The following is a 20,449-nucleotide window of genomic DNA, read 5'->3' as shown; positions in this document are numbered from 1 at the left end:
AAACCCGCCACAAGCGGAAGGAAGTCACACCATGGAACGTACACTCAGTTCCGATCTGTTCAACGAAAACACCGTCAACGCTCCAAAAGCTGCTCTGCCTCTGCGCATGTTCGCTAACCTGATGCTGTGGCAACGTCGCCTCTCCAGCCGCCACCAACTGGCCCGCCTGGATGCACGTCTGCTTGCCGACGCTGGTATCAGCGAAGCGCAACGCTACGAAGAGCTGAGCAAGCCGTTCTGGCGCTAATGCAGCGCCCGCTGGCTCTGGCTGAATAAGCCTCCCGCCAGCAACCCGAATTGTTCAAACAAAACCCGCCTCGGCTTACCGACGCGGGTTTTGTCGTTTATGGAGCCTCAATTGCTCTGGACCAAGCGAAGGCAGCCCAAGCGATACAGTTTAAGAATTCTCAGATAGCACAGGTACAGATGCTGGAAAGCCCGGATTTACTTGGCTTCGCTGGCAATGCGCCCCGATGACAATAGCGACAATGCTACGCTAGGCTTTAAACCCAACCCTGGCCGCACACCTGTTCTGCGACTGGGTATCGATACCCGGCTATATAACTCCACGGAAACTTAATCATGAATTCGGTACGTATCCTCGGCGCAGCTCTGTTGTTGACCACAGCGGTCAGCGCGAACGCCACGAGCTTCATCGTTACCACTGATGCGGTGGTCGGCGCGATCGACGCATCGACCGACGCAACTTCAGACGTTACATCCTCCCTCAGGGACGACAAGATCGTCCGCGCGGCCCGCGATGAGGCAGCCAGTTTTGTGGGCAGCGCAGGCGAGATTCGTGGCGCTCAACTCGAAGGCGCGTTCCAGCACATCCGCCAGCAGCTGCCTCAAATGCAGGCGACTGATGCAGAGCTGGCCCAAGCCATCCTCGCGATCTGACAGGAATCCCCGGCGGCCATGCTGCCGGGGTAGCCCCAGCCAAAACATTGCGCTAGCCTTGGCGCTCGTTTTGCCGGTCTACTGAAAGTCATGCGTTTACTGCACCTCGTGCTTATTGCACCTATCGCCAGCCTGGGCCTTATCGGTCCGGCCCAAGCGTTTGATACAACGACACAAGGCCTGGTTAAAACCGGGTATGTCACCAGCCAAGTCACCTCGGCACCTTTTGATAACAAAATGATACTGGCCGCCCAGGATGACGCCGCTGCGTTCATCGCCAGCGACGGCCGATTCCGGGGTGTCCGGCTGGAGGCAGCGCTGCAGACGCTGCGCCATCGTCATGCAAAACTTCGTGCCAGCGACCTTGAACTGGCGCAGGCAATCCTCGTCCAATAGGCACTTTTTCAACCTTCGCGTTACTGGAGACGTTACTACATGCGCACCCCGCTGATTGTTGCCACCCTTGGCTTCCTGTTGATGGCAGATATTGCCCAAGCCCAGACCGTAGTGGCCACGAGCAATATCATCGTTCGCGCGTTCGGTCGCTCCATCGATTTCACGTCCGACACCACAACCTCGATCCGGGACTCCAAAGTCGTAGTCGAGGCCAAGGATGATGCCGCCAGTTATGTTGCCAGCGGTGGCGACATCCATGGCGCACAGCTCGACGCTGCATTCGACACCCTGCGCAGCCGTGTGCCGGAAGCTCGCGGTGCCAGCGATCAGACTCTGGCCGAAGCAATCCTCGCATTGTGAGGCGCCTCCGCGTCTGGCTGCTGGCCGGCGCGCTGTCGCTGGTCGGAACACATGCGTTGGCTGGCCTGAAGCTGGAGCTGCACAGCGATGAGCTGACCGCCGCTCAGCAACAGGCAAGCCAGGCGCTGCTGGATGAAGCCTTGCGTGCGTTGCCGCCCACCTTCGTAGAGAAACTGGACCGGCAGGTTGACGTCAGCTGGTCCGGCGACATGCCCGACAACGCTTACGGCCAGGCTGCCGGACCGTACCAGCTGTATCTCAACAGCCGCCTGCTCGCGCCATTGACCGACGGCTCCGCGGCTACTGAACCAACCGGCCGACCCCACGGCACTGTGCGTCGCGAACTGCTCGCCACTGTGCTCCACGAATTGACCCACATCTATGATCGTGCACGTCTGTGGTCCCCCGCAGAACGGTCAATCATCTTTCAGTGTTCACGCCGCAGCAGCACGCTGGGCAAGGTTGGCCTGCCAGACCACTGTCGAGGCGAGACAGATCGGCGCTTCACCTTCAGTGACGACCCGCGGCTTCTGGATCTGGCTGGGTGGCCGCAGTACGTTGGCCGACGCGGAGAACGTGAACAGCACAACGGCCAGATCGTCCGCAGCCCCGACCTCTACGAAATCAGCAGCCCGCTGGAATTCGTCGCGGTAAACATGGAGTACTTTCTTCTGGACCCGGCCTACGCCTGCCGCCGTCCCGCGCTGTATGCCTGGTACAAGGACCATTTCAACTGGGCGCCGCCTGCCAAGGACCAGTGCCCTTCGTATTACCCGTACCTGAACGCCGGCAACGACTTCGGTCGCGAGCCACTGGGCAAGCTTGATCCCGAGCGGGTCTATGCGGTGGATTATCTGTTGGCCGAAGCCAATCAGAACTGGGTCAGCCGCTGGGGCCACAGCATGCTCCGTCTGGTTATCTGCAAACCCGGACGCCCTCGCGGACCCGACTGTCGACTGGATCTGGATCAGCATCTGGTGCTGTCCTACCGGGCTTTCGTTGGAGATGTGCAGCTTTCCAGCTGGGACGGTCTCATGGGTGCCTATCCTTCGCGGTTATTCGTCCTGCCTTTGGCGCAGGTCATCGACGAATACACCAAGACCGAGCTGCGTAGCCTGGCCTCGGTGCCCATCAAACTTTCCCGTCCGGAAATAGAAGGTCTCGTGCAACACGCTGCGGAAATGCACTGGAGCTACGACGGCAATTACTACTTCCTGTCCAACAACTGCGCGGTGGAGAACCTCAAGCTGCTGCGCAGCGGGACCCATAATCCCAAGCTCGTCGGCCTGGACAGCATCCTGCCCAATGGTCTGCTGGAAGTGCTCAAGGGCCGGGGGCTGGCGGACACCAGTGTGCTGGACGACCCCAAGGAAGCACTGCGCCTGGGTTATCGCTTCGATTCGTATCGCGACCGTTATCAGGCCATGTTCGAGGTGCTGAAGAAGAACCTGCCAATCACCCAGACCACCGTCGAAGACTGGCTGTCGCAGCCGGCCGAGCAGCGCAGACAGTGGTTCGCTCGCGCCGACCTGCGTACCAGCGCCGCGATCCTGCTATTGGAACAGGCAAGCCTGCGGCGGCAATTGCTGGTAGCCCAGGACGAGGTCAAACAGCGCTATCTGGGCGCCCGGGACCAGCAGCAAGACAATGTTTCCAATGCCACGCGCACGTTGCAGGAATTACTGGCCAGCAGCGGCTTTCTCAGCCGTCCCGCCGAATTGCTGGGCAGCGATGGCTACGGTCTGCCCCAGGCCGGGGAATGGACACGACTGGAGGCGGAAAGCAGTCAGCGTCAGAAACAGCTGAAACGTCTGACCGGCGATCTCGACAAAGAAGTGCGCGCCCTTCTGGAGCCCGAGCGCGCGAAAGAGATAGCCGCCAACGAAGCTAACCTCAAGCAGGTCGGCGAACATTTGCGGACTCTGCACAGGGCAGCCGGCGGCCTGCAGCTGCCCTGATCATTTGCTCTTCTTCCGGGGCTTGAGGTATTTGGTCAGGCCCTGGAACCAGATCACCAGCGCCGGGCTGCCCTTGATCTGGATATCCCTGTCCTGGATTCCTTTCATGAACGCCAGCTGTTTGTTGCTGGCCTGCAAGGTGGCGAAGCCATAAGCGGCATCGCGGAAGGAAATGGCGAACGCCGGCTCGTTGACCTTGCCAGCCGCGCTACGGATTCGCTCACCACTGACGATGTAATGCCGGGCAATCTTGCCGTCGGCAGTCTGCAGTTGAAAGGTAAGATCTTTCCCGACAAGTTGCTGCTGAAACGCGGGGTTGGTTCGACTGGCACGGGCCATGAGCAGACCCAACGCCCAAAGTAGAAAACGGAATTTCATTTGCACTGCCTCGCCATGATTGGAGCCTGCTCGATAGGATCAGCGCGGCAGTGTAGCGAGAAATTGATCTGAAACCTGTAGGACAATCAGGGGTTTCAGCGAAGTTCGTTCACACACCTGGATGCCGCTCTATACAGAGAGCGGCATCCAGGCGAGCATTCAGCGGATGCTGTTGATGCTGCCTTTGTTGCCGGTAACTTTCACGTCTACCTTCTTGAATATGAAGTAATCCTGCACATTGACTTCGTAACGCGGTGCGACGATCAGGTCGGCACCCGACGATTTGACCGCCTTGTAGGCCGCAGCCGCCTTGGTGCTGGATACCGGGTCCGGGATTGGCAGGCCCAGACCGCCACTGCCGCTTGCGCCACCGTAGGCAACGCCATCCGCGAACTGGCTGTCGCCACCGAAGGTGAGGAAGTTGAACAGAACGTTGGTGGAGGATTCGCCGGTGATGGTGCCGCCGACTTTGACGTCCGCCTTCAGGTCGGTCTTCACTACACCTTCCAATGGAGCGGTCGGCTGGCTGACGTTATAGCTCACGCAGCCGCTGGTAGTGGCGATCAATGTTGCAACCGCAGCGGACATCCATAGCTTTTTCATTTCTGACTTCCCGAATTTAGTTTTATGAGGTGCAGCAGGGGCGGGACTTTAAGGGAATCAGTCAGAAGAAAAAGTCAGGAAAATCTGTGATGAAGTGCGGTAAATAAACACCACAAAGTAGGAAATATCTCGTGTTCGCTGATGGCTCTGCCAGCCGGGCCTGATTGAGCAGGTATCCGCCGAGACGAAAAACGGGCACCCAACCATGTTGGTGTGCCCGTTCCGAGGACTGTTCGCCTGATGCAGGCGCGCAGTAGCTATCAGGGATTTACGCTGTCTTTGAGCGCTTTACCCGGCTTGAACGCAACGGTGTTGCTTGCCTTGATCTTGACCGGCTCACCCGTCTGCGGGTTCTTGCCAGTGCGGGCACCACGGTGGCGTTGCAGGAATGTGCCGAAGCCGACCAGAGTCACACTGTCCTTTCGGTGCAGCGCGCTGGTGATTTCTTCGAGAACGGCATTCAGGACGCGGTTGGATTGCTCTTTGGTGAGGTCCGCCTTTTCAGCAATGGCGGCTGCTAGATCTGGTTTACGCATATGAAGCCTCTTTACGGTTTTTTGTTTTTATGTCCCGCGCCGCTGGAGATACGGCAACAAGGCGCCGCAACGGCTCTACGTTGCGGCAGTCGAGCACGAGGATGGCATGCCGTCGAAGGCCGCGCCAGTACATGCGGCGCCATTATCGAAAGAAAAGAGTGGCTTATCCGACAAAATGAATCGAAATCAGCTCAGCAGTGCGGGTAATGACTTGTTTAGCGCAAGTTTTTGCATAACGGCTGCACCGGTCAGCGCATAGCCAAGCAGCTCGCCTTGCGGCCCATGACACAGCGCAGTGATATCCGCGCCCTGCCCTTCGACGCTCCAGGTGCCGTCGGAACCTCGGGGCGGCGGCGATACCACCAATGGGCAAGCCGGCGTTTTCACGGTGATCGGCATCGGTCCGTATTTCACTTCGGTTGGCGCTCCGGCCAGCGTTTGAGCCAGCGCACGGGCACAGGACATCAGCGGCATGACATAGAGCAGGTTCAGGCCATCGACTTCCGCACAGTCACCCAGGGCGTGGATGTTGGCGTGCGAGGTTTGCAGAAAGCGATCGACCTGAATACCTCGGTTGATCTGCAGACCTGCCGCGGCGGCCAGATCCACTCTTGGCCGCAGCCCGATGGCTGAAACCACCAGATCGCAGTTGATCACTGCTCCGTCCGACAGGTGCGCTTCGAGTTCATCGCCGTTGCGTTGCAGGCGCGTAAGCACCGGCCCCAGATGAAAACGCGCGCCCAGTGTCTCAAGGCCGGCCTGCACCGCGGCGGCTGCCGGCGGCGGTAGCAGGGTCGGCATCACTTGTTCGCAAGGCGCCACCAGGTCGACTTCGTATCCACCCAGAATGAGGTCGTTCGCGAACTCACATCCGATCAGTCCTGCGCCAAGGATGAGAACCCGCCGCTTCCCCGCCGCAGCCGCGCGAAAGCGGCCGTAATCCTGGAGATCATTGATGGGGAAGATCGCATCCGCCGCGTCGCCTTGTACCGGAACCCGGATCGTCTCCGCGCCCCACGCCAGCACCAGGTCACGGTAGTACACCGCTTCCTCGCCGAGCCAGACACGCTTATGGCCCGGGTCGATGCCGCTGATCCGCGTATGGGTGCGCACCTCCGCACGTAACTGGTCGGCCATCGCACCCGGCTCGGCCATGCTCAGGCCGTCGGCATCCTTGTTCTTGCCGAAGCCGGTGGACAGCATGGGTTTGGAGTAGGACCGGCCGTCATCGGCGGTGATCAGCAGCAGCGGTGTATCGCTGTCCAGCTTGCGAAACTCCCGTGCGAGGTTATAGCCCGCAAGGCCGGTACCGATGATGACGACAGGTGCGCTCATTGTCTTTCCTGGAACAGTGGGTGATCAGGCGATTTCAATCATTTCGAAGTCGGTTTTGCCGACGCCGCAATCCGGGCAGAGCCAGTCTTGCGGCACGTCTTCCCAACGGGTACCCGGCGCAATGCCGTCATCCGGCCAGCCATCGGCTTCGTTATATATCAGGCCACAGACGATGCATTGCCACTTCTTCATGATTGGTTCTCTCGGTACTGTCGGTTATCAGGCCATTCCGGCGCGGTGGTCGATTGCCACCTGCACGGGGTTTTACTGTTCGAAGCGCGCGGATGCAAGCCTGATCGTATGTCAGAGTGCGCGCCCGGTCGTCGGTCAGCTGCGGCAATCATGCTAAGCTCGCGCCCTCGATGGCTGCCGATAATCGCTTACCGTGACTCAGCAAAACCCTGCATTTGCATCTGCTTCCTGGCTTGAGCGAGCGCAAATGACCGATGCTCCCTCGCCCCGCGTTCTTGAGTGGCTGTTCAATCAGGATTCCCTGACCCGCCGCCTGACCCGCCTGTCTGCTGGTGCATTCGATGTTACGCCGCTGTTCCAGGGCTGGCAGTTGTTGCGCGACGATGAATGCGCGGCGCTGGGGTTGCCGCCGGGCAGCGAAGGCTGGGTACGCGAAGTGTACCTGCGCGGGCACAGCGTCAATTGGGTGTTTGCTCGCAGCGTGGCAGCGCGAAGCGCGTTGCAAACCGGCGGGTTGAACATGGACGACCTGGGCACCAGGTCGCTGGGCGAGCTGCTGTTCAGCGATCCGGCCTTCGAACGCGGCCCCCTTCAGGTCTGCCGCTATCCTGCGCGCTGGATGCCGGAACCTGATGCGATCGAGGGGTTGTGGGGCCGGCGCTCTCGCTTCAGCCGGGGGCCGCTCAGCCTGTTGGTGGCGGAGGTCTTCCTGCCCGCGCTGTGGAATAAGATTCAGACCGAGGAACCTCGCTGATGTACCTGTCATTGCTCAAATCCCTCAACCGCCTGAACCCACGCGCCTGGGACTTCATCCAGCTAACGCGGGTGGACAAGCCCATTGGCATCTATCTATTGCTGTGGCCGACGTTATGGGCGGTCTGGATCGCCGGCAAAGGTGCGCCGTCACTCGCTAACGTGCTGATTTTCGTCATCGGCGTGTTTCTGATGCGTGCGGCCGGCTGCGTGATCAACGATTTCGCCGACCGTAAGGTCGACGGGCACGTCAAACGCACCGAGCAGCGCCCGCTGGTCAGCGGCAAAGTCAGCAGTCGAGAGGCGCTGGTGCTGTTCGCGGTGCTGGTGGGCCTGAGTTTTCTACTGGTGCTGATGACCAACGCGACCACCATCTGGCTGTCGTTCGGCGGTCTGGCGCTGGCGGCCTGTTATCCGTTCATGAAGCGCTACACCTACTACCCGCAGGTCGTGCTGGGCGCGGCGTTTTCCTGGGGCATGCCGATGGCCTTTACCGCCGAGACTGGTGATCTGCCCGCAGCCGCTTGGTTGCTGTATATCGCCAACCTGCTGTGGACGGTCGGTTACGACACCTATTACGCGATGGTTGATCGGGACGACGACCTGAAGATCGGCGTGAAATCCACCGCCGTGTTGTTTGGCGACGCAGACCGCATCATCATCCTTACTCTGCAGGGTCTGGCGTTGGGCTGCCTGGTTCTGGCCGGGGCGCGTTTCGAGCTGGGTGTCTTCTTCTATATGGGCCTGATCGCTGCCGCCGGATGCTTTGCCTGGGAATTCTGGAGTACCCGGCTGCGTGAGCGCGATGCGTGCTTCAAAGCGTTTCTGCACAACCATTGGGCAGGGCTGGCGATTTTCCTGGGGATCGTCGCCGACTACGCCCTGCGTTGAGCGGTCTGATTCGGGCTGAGGTCAAGGTTTGGCAACATGCCAGACGCCGCCCTTGCCATCACCTTCGACGTCGCCTGCCTTCTTGTCGCTCTTGAAGGTGTACAGCGGCTTGCCGTCGTACGCCCATTGGCGTGTTTTGTCATCGCGGGTCACGACTGTCCATTTGCCCTCCGCCGAGCTGTCGGCATCGGCAGCCAGCGGTGGCCAGTTGACGGCGCACTGGTCATTGCAGGCCGACTTGCCTGCCGAGTCCTTGTCGAACGTATAAAGCGTCATGCCCTCGTGGTCGACCAGCTTGTCGCCGTTGACCATCGCGGGTTCGACGGCCAACGTGATGGCGGACGCGAGCAGCGCGGCAATCGCCAGCAGATACTTGGGTGCAGCAGGTGAAATGACCATCGGTCGATCCTCTTCTTGTTGTTGAAAACGGGTAGAGCCGAGCCGACCAAGCTTAGCTCCGCTCACGAGTACCGTGCTAGCCTCCTTCCAACCTGTCACACGACTGCAATAATTCCGTTATCTAATGCGCCCCAAGACAGTTAAATGACAAGAGGTTCAAGCATGGCTGGCAGGAGCATCCTGATCGTTGACGACGAAGCGCCTATTCGCGAAATGATCGCCGTTGCATTGGAAATGGCCGGCTATGACTGTATTGAAGCCGAGAATTCGCAGCAGGCTCACGCGATCATCGTTGATCGCAAACCCGACCTGATTCTGCTCGACTGGATGTTGCCCGGCACCTCTGGAATCGAGCTGGCCCGTCGGCTCAAGCGCGACGAGCTGACTGGTGATATCCCAATCATCATGCTGACTGCCAAGGGCGAAGAGGACAACAAGATCCAGGGCCTGGAAGTAGGCGCCGACGACTACATCACCAAGCCTTTCTCGCCCCGCGAACTCGTCGCCCGCCTCAAGGCCGTGCTGCGCCGCGCCGGCCCGACGGATGGCGAAGCCCCTATCGAAGTCGGCGGCCTGCTGCTGGACCCGATCAGCCATCGCGTAACCATCGACGGCAAGCCCGCCGAGATGGGCCCGACCGAATATCGCCTGCTGCAGTTCTTCATGACTCACCAGGAGCGTGCCTACACGCGCGGCCAGCTGCTGGACCAGGTATGGGGAGGCAACGTGTATGTCGAAGAGCGTACCGTCGACGTCCACATCCGGCGTCTGCGCAAGGCGCTGGGTGATGCTTACGAAAATCTGGTACAAACCGTGCGCGGCACCGGCTATCGCTTTTCCACCAAGAGCTGAAGCCGCATTTTGCGCACAAAGGCGTCAGCCGGCGTGTACCAGACAAGGATGTACTTTAATTGAACCAGAACTGGCACGGCACCCTGATCCGCCACATGCTGCTGCTGACCACCCTCTGCGTGCTGGTCGGGCTGATCAGCGGCGAATACGGCTGGAGTCTGGCCGTCGGTCTGGGCCTGTATCTGGCCTGGACCCTCAAACAGCTATTGCGCCTGCATGAGTGGCTGAGCAGCCACAAGGCCGATGAACCGCCGCCCGATGGCTACGGTCTGTGGGGCGAAGTGTTCGACAGCATTTACCATCTGCAACGTCGCGACCAGCGTGTACGCGGTCGTCTGCAAGCCGTTATCGACCGCGTTCAGGAGTCTACCGCCGCCCTCAAGGATGCGGTGATCATGCTCGACAGCGACGGCAATCTGGAGTGGTGGAACCGCGCCGCGGAAACTCTTCTGGGCCTCAAGACGCCTCAGGACAGCGGCCAGCCGGTGACCAATCTGGTCCGCCACCCGCGTTTCAAGGAGTACTTTGCGCTGGGCAATTACTCCGAGCCTCTGGAAATCCCGTCTCCGAGCAACGATCACTTGCGCGTTCAGCTGCTTATCACCCGCTACGGCAACAATGAACACTTGATGCTGGTGCGCGATGTCACGCGCATCCATCAGCTGGAACAGATGCGCAAAGACTTCGTTGCCAACGTTTCCCATGAGCTGCGCACTCCGCTGACGGTCATCTTCGGCTATCTGGAGACGCTGCTCGACAATGTCGACGAAGTGAATCCTCGCTGGGTCCGGGCTCTGCAACAGATGCATCAGCAAGGCGGGCGCATGCAGACGCTGCTCAACGACCTGCTGTTGCTTGCCAAGCTGGAGGCCACTGACTATCCGTCGGATAACCATCCGGTGGACGCGGGCGAGCTGCTGCGCACTATCAAGGGCGATGCCCAGGCCTTGTCAGGCAGCAAAAATCAAACGATTACCCTCGATATAGAAAGCGACATGCAGCTCAAAGGCAGTGAAACAGAACTGCGCAGCGCATTCTCAAATCTGATTTTCAACGCAGTGAAGTACACGCCCGCTGAAGGACAAATCCGCATCCGCTGGTGGGCAGACGGGCGCGGCGCGCACCTGAGCGTGCAGGATTCGGGCATCGGTATCGAGACCAAACACCTGCCGCGCCTGACGGAAAGGTTCTACCGCGTCGACACCAGCCGTGCCTCCAACACCGGCGGGACGGGGCTGGGGCTGGCGATCGTCAAGCATGTTCTGTTGCGCCATCGGGGCACGCTGGAGATCAACAGTGTCCCAGGCAAAGGCAGCGTTTTTATCTGCCATTTCGCTCCGATACAGCTGGCCAGACCCGAGGATGGGGACCAGAGCTACTAGGCAAGCTGGCCTCCAGCCGCTACATTGCCTCGCTCATGGCGCGATTTTCTGGCGCAGCATGCTCCTTTCAGACCATACGGACTCCGTAATACCCCACCATGGACCCTTCCCCTAGTTTTACCCTGGCTTCTCTGTTCGCCGATTTCGGCATGATTCTTTTTGCTCTGCTCCTGGTCCTGCTCAACGGCTTCTTCGTTGCGGCAGAGTTCGCCATGGTCAAACTGCGCTCGACCCGCGTCGAGGCCATCGCCGACAAGAACGGCTGGCGCGGGCATATCCTGCGCAAGGTTCACGGCCAGCTGGATGCCTATCTTTCAGCCTGCCAACTGGGTATCACCCTCGCCTCGCTCGGCCTGGGCTGGGTCGGCGAGCCGGCATTCGCTCATTTGCTGGAGCCGCTGCTTGCTGCAATGGGCGTGGACACTCCAGAAGTCATCAGGGCGGTCTCGTTCTTTACCGCGTTCTTCATCATTTCCTATCTGCACATTGTGGTCGGGGAGCTGGCGCCCAAGTCCTGGGCAATCCGCAAACCCGAACTGCTTTCGCTGTGGACGGCTGCACCGCTGTATCTGTTCTACTGGCTGATGTACCCGGCGATCTATCTGCTCAACGCCAGCGCCAACGCCATTCTGCGCATCGCCGGCCAGGGCGAACCCGGCCCTCACCACGAGCATCATTACAGCCGCGAAGAGCTCAAACTGATCCTGCACTCCAGCCGTGGCCAGGATCCGAGCGATCAGGGCATGCGCGTACTGGCTTCGGCAGTCGAGATGGGCGAGCTGGAAGTGGTCGACTGGGCCAATTCCCGCGAAGACCTGGTCACGCTGGATTTCAACGCACCGCTCAAGGAAATCCTTGCCCTGTTCCGCCGCCACAAGTTCAGTCGCTATCCGGTCTACGATGCCGAGCGCGGCGAGTTTGTCGGGCTGCTGCACATCAAGGATCTGCTGCTTGAGCTGGCGGCACTGGATCATATCCCCGAGTCGTTCAACCTCGCCGAGCTGACCCGACCGCTGGAGCGTGTATCGAGGCATATGCCGCTGTCACAGCTGCTTGAGCAGTTCCGCAAGGGCGGCGCCCACTTCGCATTGGTTGAAGAGGCAGACGGCAAGGTGATCGGCTACCTGACGATGGAAGACGTGCTGGAGGTGCTGGTTGGCGACATTCAGGACGAACACCGCAAGGTCGAACGGGGCATCCTGGCCTACCAGCCGGGCAAGCTGCTGGTGCGCGGCGATACTCCGCTGTTCAAGGTCGAGCGTTTGCTGAATATCGATCTGGATCACATCGAGGCCGAAACCCTGGCCGGCCTGATCTACGAAACCCTGAAGCGGGTGCCGGAAGAAGAAGAGCAGATGGAAGTCGAAGGTTTGCGGATCATCATCAAAAAGATGAAAGGTCCGAAGATCGTGCTGGCGAAGGTGCTGAAGATCGATTGATGCGCCTTCGGCCCTGGCCGTAGGCCCGTGTTGCGCCGCGATTCTGTGGGAGGCAGCTTGCTGACGATTGCGGTCAGTTGCCGCCTATTGCGAAGTTGGGCAGGCTTTGCACCGGCTGAGCGAATTCGTAGGGAATGGACTCCAGTGCCAGGCCGGTATTGCGCTGCACCACAAAGTGCAGATGAGGCCCGGTGCTGTTGCCTGTGTTTCCGGAGCGCGCCAATGAACTGCCCACGCTCACCCGCTGCCCCTCCTGAACCACTACCGACCCCTGCATCAAATGCAGATAGACGCCCATGGTGCCGTCGTCATGCAGGATCCTGACAAAGTTGCCGGACGGATTCGATCCGCGACCCGACTGGCTGTTCTCGACCTTGACCACGGTTCCGGCGCGCGCCGCGATGATCGGCGTTCCCACCGGCATGGCGATGTCCATCGCATAGCGACCCTTGGGGCCGTAATGGCTGTAACGACCGCCAGGGCCTTGCGTCAGGCGGAACGGCCCGCCGACCCAGGGCAGCGGATATTTGTAGGCATGAGCCGTATCTTTGGGATCGCCCAACGCCGAGGTCAGCATGGACGCGTAGTTCAAGGGTTTGCTGGCGACCTTGGGGCTCAACACTACCAGCCGTTCGGTACTGCGCGCGGGGACCGTGCGTCGAATAGTCGATGACGAGCCGGTGACACCGAGGACGTTTTTCAGATTGGAGAGCTTGAGTTCGACCTCGACGGGCGCGTAGAGATCGTTGCGCACGAACAGGCTGTGCGCGTTCTTGCCTCGTTTGATGCTGAGATGGACCTGCCGGTCAAAGCGCTCGACCATGCGGTCCTTGAATACCACCACGGCGGCTCCGCGCGTGGGCCGGTCGGTAAACGAGACGACGCCGTCTGCGTCGGTGAATTTATAGATCGTGACCGCTCCGGCCGTCTTCGCGGCAAGCATCAGGGCAAACAGGATCAATAAGCGCTCAAGCATCGGCGGAGTTCGGAGTCGTTGGCAATGGAGCCCAGCCTAGCAGCGTTGCAGGCAAATGAGGACTCATAGGTATCAATCGGCAACGATCCGCCCGTCAAGATCTCAGCGCCAAAGCGCCTATAACGGGGCGGCTCCGGCTGGAGCGCCCCGACAACAGCATCAGGCGCCGGGTACGAAATGCTTCTGGGCGGTGCCGCGGGCAATGAGCCGAGACAGGTAGTCGAGCTTCTGCGCATCCTGATCGACAAAGCGGAAGGTCACTTGCAGCCAGTCGCTGTCAGGCTTCTGCTCAAAGGCCACGATGCCATGAACGTAACCGTTGAGGCGTGCCACCTCGCTGCTTTCGCCCTGCTCCAGATCGAGCACAGCGCTGTCGAGGATCTGCGGCAGGTTTTCGGTACGCTTGACCACCAGCAGCGCTTCTTTGAGGCTCAACGCCTTGATGACGCAAGTCTGGGTGCCATTTGGCAGACGCAATTGGCCCTGGCCGCGACCTGCCGGCTCAGCCGACTTGCCAGGGACAGGCGGCGCCTTGGCGATACCTGCCGAAGCAGGTGCCGCGGCGGGCGACGAGCGAACGACTTCCGCCTTGCCGCCGGTCAGGGCGCTGAGGGAATCATTGAGCGGCGAATTCATCCGTGCAGGAGCCGTGGACATGACGGCGTCCAGCTTGCCCACCCGGGCCAGGGCTTTTTTCACCTTGGTCAGCAACTGCTCATTGGTGAACGGCTTGCCGACGAAATCGGTCACGCCGGCCTGGATGGCCTGCACAACATTCTCCTTGTCGCCACGGCTGGTCACCATGATGAAAGGAACGGTTTTCAGATAGTTGTCCTGTTCCCGGCACCAGGCCAGCAGTTCAAGACCCGACATTTCAGGCATTTCCCAATCGCACAGAATCAGATCGAAGGATTCTTTGCTCAGAAGTACCTGGGCCTTGCGGCCATTGACTGCGTCCTCGGTGTGAATCCCGGGAAAATAGTTGCGCAGCCCTTTTTTAACCAGATCGCGAATAAACGTCGCGTCATCCACCACCAACACACTGACCTTACTCATCGACGCTCCTGCGGACGTGTTCACCACGAAGGCGAACTGCGGTATGCCAACACGCCCTTTGTTTCGGCAAGCATAGCGTTGACTTGTAGCCAACTGCCATATTGATTGACTGCGCCGGAACCTTCAGTTCCCGGGCGGCTTGAATTCGCGCCCGGAAACGAAAAACGCCCAGCGCAGGCCGGGCGTTATTTTTCGCAGGCAATCTTACTTATCGTCAGCGCTGCCAGGAACATTAGCGGTTTCGCTGGAGATTCCCTGTACTTCTTCCTTCATGCGCTTGAGACCCATGTGGCGTACGTCGGTGCCGCGTACCAGATAGATCACCAACTCGGAGATATTGCGCGCGTGGTCGCCGATGCGTTCCAGTGAGCGAAGAACCCAGATCACGTTCAACACGCGGGAGATCGAGCGTGGATCTTCCATCATGTAAGTCGCCAGCTCGCGCAGTGCGGTCTTGTACTCGCGGTCGATGACCTTGTCGTACTGCGCCACGGACAACGCCAGTTCAGCGTCAAAGCGCGCGAAGGAATCCAGGGCGTCACGAACCATGTTGCGCACCTGATCGCCGATATGGCGCACTTCCACATAACCGCGCGGCGCCTCGCCTTCTTCGCACAGCTGGATGGCGCGACGGGCGATTTTGGTGGCTTCGTCACCGATGCGCTCCAGGTCGATGACCGACTTGGAGATGCTGATGATCAGACGCAGGTCAGAAGCCGCCGGCTGGCGACGGGCGAGGATACGCAGGCATTCCTCGTCGATGTTGCGTTCCATCTGGTTGATACGGTCGTCAACTTCACGGACGCGTTGCGCCAGGCCTGAGTCGGCCTCGATCAACGCGGTCACGGCATCGTTGACCTGCTTCTCGACCAACCCACCCATTTCGAGCAAATGGCTGCGGACTTCTTCAAGTTCGGCGTTGAACTGCTGGGAGATGTGATGTGTGTGGCTATCTTTGTGGATCATGCTGGGTGTCCTTGGAACGTCCGGTTAAATGCGAAAACGCAGCGGTGGTTCAGGTCTGACGAAGCACGTCCTAGCCGTAACGACCGGTGATGTAGTCTTCAGTCTGTTTTGTTGCCGGGTTGGTGAACAAAGTGTCCGTATCCCCGTATTCGACGAGCTTGCCCATGTACATGAACGCCGTGTAATCCGATACCCGAGCCGCCTGCTGCATGTTGTGGGTAACGATCACAATGGTGTATTTGGATTTCAGTTCGTAGATCAGTTCTTCCACTTTCAGCGTGGAAATAGGGTCGAGCGCCGAACAAGGTTCGTCGAGCAGCAGAACTTCCGGCTCCACGGCGATGGTCCGGGCAATGACCAGACGCTGTTGCTGACCACCGGACAGGCCCAGTGCCGACTCATGCAGCCGGTCCTTGACCTCATCCCACAACGCAGCGCCTTTCAGGGCCCACTCGACGGCTTCGTCGAGCATGCGCTTTTTGTTGATGCCTTGAATCCGCAGCCCGTAAACCACGTTTTCGTAGATGGTCTTGGGAAATGGATTGGGCTTCTGGAAAACCATGCCGACGCGACGTCGCAGCTCGGCAACTTCTTCGCCCCTGGTATAGATATTGTGACCGTACAGGTTGATGGCGCCCTCGACACGGCAGCCGTCCACCAGATCGTTCATGCGGTTGAACGTACGCAGCAGTGTCGACTTGCCGCAGCCGGACGGTCCGATGAACGCGGTAACCCGCTGTTTCGGGATGTTGAGGCTGATATCGAACAGTGCCTGTTTGTCGCCATAAAACAGGTTCAGCCCAGGCACTTCGATCGCCACGGTTTCGTCCGCCAGATGAAGGCCTTGCTTGTTGCGCCTCAACGGCGACATGTTCACGCCTTGCGTAGGGCTATCGTGCTGCATGGTCGGCTCCTGTGCGAACCATTCGTTTCATCGGACCGCCCTGCTCGCATTCGGGGGCGGTGCTCTCGGATCAGGTGTCCAGTGCCTTGTACTTTTCCCGCAACCGGTTGCGGATAGCGACCGCGGACAGGTTCAACAGCGCGATCACCAGCACCAGCAGCAGCGCCGTGGCGTAGACCAGTGGGCGTGCAGCCTCGACGTTCGGGCTCTGGAAGCCGACGTCGTAGATATGGAAACCCAGGTGCATGATCTTCTGGTCCAGGTGCAGATACGGGTAGTTGCCGTCCAGCGGCAGCGACGGCGCCATCTTGACCACGCCCACCAGCATCAGCGGTGCCACCTCGCCTGCGGCACGGGCCACGGCCAGAATCAGACCGGTCATCATCGCCGGGCTGGCCATGGGCAGAACGATTTTCCACAAGGTCTCGGCTTTGGTAGCACCCAGCGCCAGCGAACCTTCACGCAAGCTCAGGGGAATCCGCGCCAGACCTTCTTCCGTGGCGACGATCACCACCGGCACGGCCAGCAGGGCCAGCGTCAGCGATGCCCACAGCAGACCCGGCGTGCCGAAGGTTGGTGCCGGTAATGCCTCGGGGAAGAACAGATGGTCCAGCGAGCCGCCCAGCACGTACACGAAAAAGCCCAGACCGAAAACGCCGTAGACAATGGCGGGTACGCCGGCCAGGTTGTTCACCGCAATGCGGATCAAGCGCGTGACCGGCCCCTGTCGTGCGTACTCACGCAGGTAGACAGCAGCCAGGACACCGAAGGGGGTCACGATCACTGCCATGATCAGGGTCATGATCACGGTGCCGAAGATTGCCGGAAAAATCCCACCCTCGGTGTTGGCTTCGCGCGGGTCTTCGCTGAGGAATTCCCAGAGTTTCTTGAAGTAGAAGGTCAGCTTGTTAAACGTTCCCATGCTGTTGGGCTGGTACGCGTGCACCACGCGCCCCAGACTGATCTCGATCTCTTTGCCGTTGGCATCCCGGGCCGTCAGGCTGTCGCGCTCGAATGCCTGGTGCAGAGCGCCCAGTTGCTGCTCGATTTCCTTGTAACGGGCGTCGAGCCCGGCACGCTCAGCAGCCAGGTCCGCCTGGGCTGCGGGGTCCAGCGTGCCCGCAAGTTCCAGCTTGCGGGCCTGCAGCCGTAGCCGCTCGATACCGTGGTTGATCGCGCCAATGTCCGTTCTTTCCAGCGCGTAAAGCTCGTCGGCAAGTTTCTCGACGCGTTTGATACGCTCCTGGAGTGTTGGCCAGGCGGCTTCGCCCTCAGCGACGACCTTGCCGCCCTCCTTGACGTTGACCAGATACCCGTAAAAGTTGCCCCACTCGCGGCGCTCGATGGTCATCAGCTCGGCCGGCCGGCTTTGTGCGGTCAGCCACTCGCCCACTACCCAGGTGAAGTCGGTCGGATTGAGATCACGATTGCCCACCTTGAACAGCTCACGGGTCATGAACTCCGGGCCTTCGTCCGGAACCGGCAGACCGGCACCTTTCAGGCGCGCGCGCGGCACCAGCTCAGTCTCGACCCGTTCGCCCACCAGCACGTGTTGCGGCTGGCCCGGCACACTGTACTGCGCGGTAATCAGGTCAGCCGGCCAGAAGTGCCCAAGGCCACGCACGGCAATGACCGCCAGCAGACCGATGGTCATGATCACTGCGATGGAAACAGCGCCCGCACTCATCCAGACGCCTGGTGCGCCGCTTTTGAACCAACCCTTGAGGGAGTTCCGTTTCACTGACTTCTGCCTTCCTTAAAGCGACGAATATTTCTTGCGCAGACGCTGACGAATCAGCTCTGCGAAGGTGTTCATCACAAAGGTGAACACCAGCAGTACCAGCGCCGCGAGGAACAGCACGCGGTAATGACTGCCACCTACTTCCGACTCCGGCATCTCCACCGCGACGTTCGCCGCCAGCGTACGCATGCCTTCAAACAGGTTCATGTCCATGATCGGCGTGTTGCCGGTGGCCATGAGCACGATCATGGTTTCGCCGACCGCGCGGCCCATGCCGATCATCAATGCAGAAAAGATGCCGGGGCTGGCGGTCAGGATCACGACTCGTGTCAGTGTCTGCCACGCCGTGGCGCCAAGCGCCAGCGAGCCCAGCGTCAGGCTGCGCGGAACGCTGAAGACGGCATCTTCGGCAATGGAGTAGATATTCGGGATCACTGCAAAGCCCATGGCAATGCCGACCACCAGGGCGTTGCGCTGATCATAGGTGATGCCCAGATCGTCTCTGATCCAGGTGCGCATGTCGCCAGCGAAGAACCAGTTCTCCAGATGCGGACTCATGCTCAGGGAAAACCAGCCCACTAACAGGATGACCGGGATCAGCAGCGCGCTTTCCCAGCCCTCCGGCACCTTGAGGCGAAGCGAATCGGGCAGGCGCGCCCAGCAGAAACCAGCCAGCAGGATCCCGATGGGCGTCAGCATCAACAGGCTGAACACGCCTGGCAGATGGGCCTCCAGATACGGCGCAAGAAACAATCCGGCGAAGAAACCAAGAATCACCGTCGGCATCGCTTCCATCAATTCGATGACCGGCTTGACCTTGCGGCGCATGCCGGGTGCCATGAAGTAAGCGGTGTAGATCGCTGCCGCGACGGCCAGCGGGGCCGCCAGCACCATTGCATAGAACGCCGCTTTCAGTGTGCCGTACGTCAGCGGCGCAAGGCTCAGCTTGGGCTCGAAGTCGGAGTTGGAGGCCGTGGACTGCCAGACGTACTGAGGCTGGTCGTAGTTCTCGTACCAGACCTTGCCCCACAGCGAACTCCAGGAAACTTCCGGGTGCGGGTTATCCAGCACCAGCGGCAGCAGCTTGCCGCCGCTTTCCAGCAGGATGTGGTTGGCTCGCGGCGACAACGCCAGAATGCCGGGGCCGTCGGCCACTTTGTCTATCAGCAACGTTCGATGTGCAGTGCTGTGGAACACGCCAAGCCTGCCCGATGCGTCGAGCGCGATGAAGCCCTTGCGCCGCTGTTCGGACTTGATCTGCACGATGGGCGCGTCGCCCATCTTGAAATCGCGAATGTGCATGAAGCGTGGCTCGCCGTCGACATCGCGAGCCATGAACCATTGCGCCATGCGACCTTTGGAATTACCGATCACCAGTGAGATGCCGCCGACCAGTTGCGCGCTGGCGGTGATCTCGGCGCTGGCGTCTTCGAGCAACTTGTAACGACCGTTGAGCGTGCTGTCGCGCAGGCTGAACACGTCCGCCTGCGCCCGGCCGTTGATCACGTACAGCCACTGCTGACGCGGATCGATGTAGATGGCTTTGACCGTGGCGGAGGTCTGCGGCAGATCGATGCGCGTCTGCTCGCTGGTCATTTCGCCGGTCATCATGTTCTCGGTCTGCTCCAGCGCCAGAACATGCAGTTGGGTTCCGGTCGCGCCAGCCAGCTTCAGATGCTCGCCATCGGCGGTCAGAGTCACATGCTCGACCGGGCGCCCCTGTTCATCCAGCACCAGCGGCGTTTCGCCGTAAGGCCAGGCCACGCTCGGGGTGATGGTTTTGCGATTGTCGGGGTACGTGGTCTGATAAGTGTGGCGGAAGATCAGCACCTGCCCGTTCGACAGGCCCAGAGCTATCAGCGGCGCGCCGGGCTGGTCCTTGCCTATGGAGACAACGCTTGCGCCAGCCGGCAACGGAACGCTCAGGCGTTGCAGCTCGGCGCCGTCCTTGAGGTCGAAGAACACCATTTCGCCTTTATCGGAAATGCGCATGGCGATCTGGTTCTGTTCTTCGATGGTGATCATCAGCGGATTTCCCGCATCGTTCATCCATGCTGCGCTGAGTGGAGTCTGCGCGGTCAGGCTTGCGCCCTGAAACAGGGGGGCGACAACGTAAGCCAGATAGAAAAAAATCAGTGTGATAGCGGCGAGCACAGCCAGGCCACCCACCGCCACGTACCAACGCGTCAGTCGATCCTTCAACGCGCGGATTCGGCGCTTGCGTTGCATCTGCGGCGTGTTGAAGTCGATACGCTTCGCCAGAGAACGCTCGTGGGTAATGGATTTGGCCAGCTTATTCATGCGCAGATACCGTAGCCGCCCTGTATTACACTTTAGTTACAACAGAGTGACGCAAAAAGGCCCGCCGCCCTGGGACACTGGCAGCGGACCGTTCAATGAATGACAAGACACGTCCCTGGGCCTTGTTGATG

General features: G+C 60.1%; 22 protein-coding genes. 10 read left to right on the top strand and 12 right to left on the bottom strand.

Annotated features, from left to right (window positions below; all coding sequences use genetic code 11):
• Positions 1-31: 31 nt before the first annotated feature.
• The 5 genes from J3P77_RS00490 (at position 32) to J3P77_RS00470 (ending at position 3,614) form a co-directional block, all read left to right on the top strand.
• A complete protein-coding gene (locus J3P77_RS00490; RefSeq protein WP_434678898.1) occupies positions 32-247 on the top strand; it encodes a DUF1127 domain-containing protein in 216 nt (71 codons plus the stop codon).
• A gap of 335 nt (positions 248-582) precedes the next feature.
• Positions 583-900, top strand: coding sequence for a DUF2388 domain-containing protein (locus tag J3P77_RS00485; RefSeq protein WP_434678897.1), 318 nt, complete (start codon positions 583-585; stop codon positions 898-900).
• A 90-nt stretch (positions 901-990) separates the two neighbouring features.
• Positions 991-1,296 (top strand): DUF2388 domain-containing protein, encoded by a 306-nt coding sequence (locus tag J3P77_RS00480; RefSeq protein ID WP_434678896.1) that lies wholly within the window; start codon positions 991-993, stop codon positions 1,294-1,296.
• Positions 1,297-1,335: 39 nt separating this feature from the next.
• A complete protein-coding gene (locus tag J3P77_RS00475; protein ID WP_434678895.1) occupies positions 1,336-1,656 on the top strand; it encodes a DUF2388 domain-containing protein in 321 nt (106 codons plus the stop codon).
• Positions 1,653-3,614: a DUF4105 domain-containing protein gene (locus J3P77_RS00470; RefSeq protein WP_434678893.1), complete on the top strand. Its 1,962-nt coding sequence runs from the start codon at positions 1,653-1,655 to the stop codon at positions 3,612-3,614. The genes J3P77_RS00475 and J3P77_RS00470 overlap by 4 nt, the downstream gene beginning before the upstream one ends.
• On the opposite strand, the gene J3P77_RS00465 is transcribed toward J3P77_RS00470, so the two are convergent.
• From J3P77_RS00465 to J3P77_RS00445, 5 genes are all read right to left on the bottom strand, one after another.
• Positions 3,615-3,992, bottom strand: a complete 378-nt coding sequence (locus tag J3P77_RS00465; protein ID WP_434678892.1) for a helicase — start codon at positions 3,990-3,992, stop codon at positions 3,615-3,617.
• 159 nt (positions 3,993-4,151) lie between these two features.
• Positions 4,152-4,595 (bottom strand): hypothetical protein, encoded by a 444-nt coding sequence (locus tag J3P77_RS00460; RefSeq protein WP_434678891.1) that lies wholly within the window; start codon positions 4,593-4,595, stop codon positions 4,152-4,154.
• A gap of 260 nt (positions 4,596-4,855) precedes the next feature.
• Positions 4,856-5,131 (bottom strand): HU family DNA-binding protein, encoded by a 276-nt coding sequence (locus J3P77_RS00455; protein WP_434678890.1) that lies wholly within the window; start codon positions 5,129-5,131, stop codon positions 4,856-4,858.
• A 186-nt stretch (positions 5,132-5,317) separates the two neighbouring features.
• Entirely contained in the window at positions 5,318-6,466 is a 1,149-nt protein-coding gene (locus tag J3P77_RS00450) for an NAD(P)/FAD-dependent oxidoreductase (protein ID WP_434678888.1), read from the bottom strand.
• A gap of 24 nt (positions 6,467-6,490) precedes the next feature.
• Complete coding sequence (locus J3P77_RS00445) at positions 6,491-6,658, bottom strand: rubredoxin (protein ID WP_434678887.1); 168 nt, start codon at positions 6,656-6,658, stop codon at positions 6,491-6,493.
• Positions 6,659-6,851: 193 nt separating this feature from the next.
• On the opposite strand from J3P77_RS00445, the gene J3P77_RS00440 reads away from it, so the two are divergent.
• Together J3P77_RS00440 and ubiA are read left to right on the top strand one after the other, a co-directional pair.
• The gene (locus J3P77_RS00440; RefSeq protein ID WP_434678886.1) at positions 6,852-7,412 is read left to right on the top strand and encodes a chorismate--pyruvate lyase family protein; all 561 of its coding nucleotides are present in this window, start codon (positions 6,852-6,854) and stop codon (positions 7,410-7,412) included.
• Positions 7,412-8,302: a 4-hydroxybenzoate octaprenyltransferase gene (gene ubiA, locus J3P77_RS00435; RefSeq protein ID WP_434678885.1), complete on the top strand. Its 891-nt coding sequence runs from the start codon at positions 7,412-7,414 to the stop codon at positions 8,300-8,302. The genes J3P77_RS00440 and ubiA overlap by 1 nt, the downstream gene beginning before the upstream one ends.
• A 21-nt stretch (positions 8,303-8,323) precedes the next feature.
• Here ubiA and J3P77_RS00430 read toward each other — a convergent pair whose 3' ends face one another.
• Entirely contained in the window at positions 8,324-8,701 is a 378-nt protein-coding gene (locus J3P77_RS00430) for a COG4315 family predicted lipoprotein (protein WP_434678884.1), read from the bottom strand.
• 162 nt (positions 8,702-8,863) lie between these two features.
• On the opposite strand from J3P77_RS00430, the gene phoB reads away from it, so the two are divergent.
• From phoB to J3P77_RS00415, 3 genes are all read left to right on the top strand, one after another.
• Entirely contained in the window at positions 8,864-9,553 is a 690-nt protein-coding gene (gene phoB, locus J3P77_RS00425) for a phosphate regulon transcriptional regulator PhoB (protein WP_002555882.1), read from the top strand.
• Between the two features lie 95 nt (positions 9,554-9,648).
• Complete coding sequence (phoR, locus tag J3P77_RS00420; RefSeq protein WP_434682106.1) at positions 9,649-10,935, top strand: phosphate regulon sensor histidine kinase PhoR; 1,287 nt, start codon at positions 9,649-9,651, stop codon at positions 10,933-10,935.
• 98 nt (positions 10,936-11,033) lie between these two features.
• Positions 11,034-12,374 (top strand): hemolysin family protein, encoded by a 1,341-nt coding sequence (locus J3P77_RS00415; protein WP_434678882.1) that lies wholly within the window; start codon positions 11,034-11,036, stop codon positions 12,372-12,374.
• Between the two features lie 73 nt (positions 12,375-12,447).
• Here the strand turns inward: J3P77_RS00415 and J3P77_RS00410 are convergent, their stop codons facing one another.
• The 6 genes from J3P77_RS00410 to J3P77_RS00385 all read right to left on the bottom strand — a co-directional run bounded on the left by J3P77_RS00410 (position 12,448) and on the right by J3P77_RS00385 (position 20,318).
• Positions 12,448-13,350 carry a peptidoglycan DD-metalloendopeptidase family protein gene (locus J3P77_RS00410; protein WP_434678880.1) on the bottom strand — a complete coding sequence of 301 codons (903 nt, stop codon included), beginning with the start codon at positions 13,348-13,350 and terminating at the stop codon, positions 12,448-12,450.
• Positions 13,351-13,509: 159 nt separating this feature from the next.
• Positions 13,510-14,406, bottom strand: coding sequence for a response regulator (locus tag J3P77_RS00405; protein ID WP_434678879.1), 897 nt, complete (start codon positions 14,404-14,406; stop codon positions 13,510-13,512).
• Between the two features lie 204 nt (positions 14,407-14,610).
• Positions 14,611-15,372 (bottom strand): phosphate signaling complex protein PhoU, encoded by a 762-nt coding sequence (gene phoU, locus J3P77_RS00400; protein ID WP_434678878.1) that lies wholly within the window; start codon positions 15,370-15,372, stop codon positions 14,611-14,613.
• Between the two features lie 70 nt (positions 15,373-15,442).
• Positions 15,443-16,276, bottom strand: a complete 834-nt coding sequence (gene pstB, locus J3P77_RS00395; RefSeq protein ID WP_434678877.1) for a phosphate ABC transporter ATP-binding protein PstB — start codon at positions 16,274-16,276, stop codon at positions 15,443-15,445.
• Between the two features lie 70 nt (positions 16,277-16,346).
• Positions 16,347-17,963: a phosphate ABC transporter permease PstA gene (gene pstA / locus J3P77_RS00390; RefSeq protein ID WP_434682105.1), complete on the bottom strand. Its 1,617-nt coding sequence runs from the start codon at positions 17,961-17,963 to the stop codon at positions 16,347-16,349.
• A 69-nt stretch (positions 17,964-18,032) separates the two neighbouring features.
• On the bottom strand, positions 18,033-20,318 hold the full coding sequence (locus tag J3P77_RS00385; protein WP_434678875.1) for an ABC transporter permease subunit: 2,286 nt from the start codon (positions 20,316-20,318) through the stop codon (positions 18,033-18,035).
• Between the last annotated feature and the right edge of the window lie 131 nt (positions 20,319-20,449).

This window comes from Pseudomonas sp. R1-18, assembly GCF_051132095.1.
Lineage (GTDB): Bacteria > Pseudomonadota > Gammaproteobacteria > Pseudomonadales > Pseudomonadaceae > Aquipseudomonas.
This window is presented reverse-complemented; position numbering and strand designations above follow the sequence as displayed.